The 2,331-nt window shown below is 65.3% G+C and carries 3 protein-coding genes; all 3 read left to right on the forward strand.

From position 1 onward, the window contains the following. Window positions 1-648: glycine cleavage T C-terminal barrel domain-containing protein (locus tag NFJ07_RS25465; RefSeq protein WP_333482081.1), on the forward strand; the 648-nt coding region annotated here is incomplete at its 5' end. A 593-nt stretch (window positions 649-1,241) separates the two neighbouring features. Next, entirely contained in the window at window positions 1,242-1,625 is a 384-nt protein-coding gene (gcvH, locus tag NFJ07_RS25470) for a glycine cleavage system protein GcvH (protein ID WP_269998884.1), read from the forward strand. Continuing rightward, window positions 1,622-2,331 (forward strand): serine hydroxymethyltransferase (locus NFJ07_RS25475; RefSeq protein ID WP_269998886.1); only part of this gene is annotated, 710 nt, incomplete at its 3' end. The genes gcvH and NFJ07_RS25475, both read left to right, overlap by 4 nt.

Here is a 2,331-nt window from a genome sequence, read left to right on the forward strand (position 1 = left end):
GCCGAACAGCACGCCCTCGTCACCGGGCTCAAGTATTACGCCGCCGTCGAGGTGCCCTTCACCTTCGCCGGGAACACCGCGGAACTGCTGCTCGCCCGCACCGGCTACACGGGCGAGGACGGCTTCGAAATCTTCGTGGACAACGATGCCGCTGCCGCCCTGTGGCAGGCAATCGAAGCAGTCGCCGAGGAAGGCGAGCTGATCCCCGCCGGCCTGGCCTCGCGCGACTCCCTGCGCCTGGAAGCCGGCATGCCGCTCTACGGCAACGAACTCTCCCGCGAAGGCAACCCCTTCTCGGCAGGCCTGGGCCCCGTTGTCTCGCTCGCCAAGGAAAGCGACTTCGTGGGCCGTGCCGCACTGGAAGCCCTGAAGGCTGGGGGCGCCGGTTCCACCAGCGGCCGCAAGCTGGTTGGCCTCAAGGGCCTGGGCCGCCGCGCCGGCCGCAGCCACTACCCGGTCCTCAAGGACGGCGTAGTGGTCGGCGAAGTCACCTCCGGCCAGCCCAGCCCCACCCTCGGCTACCCGATCGCCCTGGCATACGTCGACGTCGAACACGCCGAACCCGGTACCGCCTTGGACGTAGACCTGCGCGGAAAAGCAGAGCTCTTCGAGGTTGTGGCACTGCCGTTCTACAAGCGAGTTAAGTAAGCACTCGTGCGGGTTTCGGTGGGTGCGTGACCGTGGGTCCGGCGAGCTGCGCGACCGTGGTTGCGTTTAGCCCGTCGGGACCGACATCCTCTGCGGGCTCGGTCGCGAAGACGCCCGCTAAGCGGACGTGTCGCTCCCGCAGGGGCCCACGCCGTTAGGGTTCCCTGGCCGAGCTTGCGAGGTTAGGGGGACGGTGGGGACGCCCGCTGCCGGATGCCGGCTCCCGATGGGGCACTGCATCTCACCTTCGGTTCAACCAACCTTTGGGTCAGCTCGCCTCGGTTTCAGCTTTAGTCCGGTACCTTTGGCTTTCGCTTTTGAAAGTCAAAGGTGCTAGATAATGAGCCACCTTCCGCAGGTCGGCTCGCGGGAACTGAATCGGCCCACGGGAATCACGGGTCCATAACTAAATCCCAAAGGGCCAGCGTTCTTTTCTGGAACTGTTGGCCCCGAAAACTGAACTGGCGGAGGGCGGGTGACGGGAATCCGGCAGCGTGCGTCTAAGCGACGAAGGAGCGAGCACGCCGAGGAATTCCGTTATCCGCCACCCAACCCGACCACAATTTGATCTAGACCAACGCAAAGGAAAAAACATGGCAAAAGTTGCACCTGAACTGCAGTACTCCGACGAGCACGAGTGGGTTGCCCGCGAAGCCGGCAATCTTGTGTCTGTCGGTATCTCCGCCGTGGCCACCGATGCCCTCGGCGACATCGTGTACGTTGACTTGCCCGAGGTCGGTTCCGCTGTGACTGCGGGGCAGACCTGCGGCGAGGTTGAGTCCACCAAGTCCGTCTCGGACCTGTACTCCCCGGTCACCGGTGAAGTCACCGAAGTGAACTCCGCCGTCGTCGACGATCCTGCCCTGATCAACAACGATCCGTACGGTGCGGGCTGGCTCTTCAAGGTGGCCGCCGAGTCCGACGGTCCGCTGCTTTCCGCGGAGGAATACGCTTCCAAGAACGGTGGCGAGCTGTGAGCGCCGCGACCGGGGCCGCGGGCACCGAGAACATTGTGTTCGAGCAGGTAGTTTCGCCGAGCCTGGACACGGTGTTGTCCGAGCTGGATCCGGAGATCGCGGTGAAGATCGATGACGAGCTGGACCGTCAGCGTTCGGGCCTGGAAATGATCGCGTCGGAGAACCACACTGCGGTGGCCGTCATGCAGGCGCAGGGGTCGGTGCTGACCAACAAGTATGCCGAGGGCTACCCGGGCAAGCGCTACTACGGTGGCTGCGAGCACGTGGACGTCATCGAGCAGTTGGCGATCGACCGTGTGAAGGCCCTGTTCGGTGCCGGGTACGCGAACGTGCAGCCGCACTCCGGTGCCCAGGCCAACGCTTCGGTGATGCACGCCCTGATCAAGCTGGGGGACACCATCATGGGCCTGAACCTGGCCCACGGCGGGCACCTGACCCACGGCATGCGGATCAACTTCTCCGGCCGCCTGTACAACGTCATCCCGTACCAGGTCCGCGAGGAGGACCACCGGATCGACATGGCCGAGGTGGAGCGCCTGGCGCTCGAGCACAAGCCGGCGCTGATCGTGGCCGGCTGGTCCGCGTATGCGCGCCAGCTGGACTTCGCCGAGTTCCGCCGGATCGCGGACCTGGTGGGCGCGTACCTGATGGTGGACATGGCGCACTTCGCCGGCCTGGTGGCCGCCGGCCTGCACCCGTCCCCGGT

The sequence above is a fragment of the Arthrobacter sp. B2a2-09 genome, assembly GCF_027587375.1.
Taxonomy (GTDB): Bacteria; Actinomycetota; Actinomycetes; order Actinomycetales; family Micrococcaceae; genus Arthrobacter.

Excerpts from the sequence above, each read along its gene's own strand:
- gcvH (WP_269998884.1), top strand. The coding sequence starts at position 1,242 with ATGGCAAAAGTTGCACCTGAACTGCAGTACTCCGACGAGCACGAGTGG.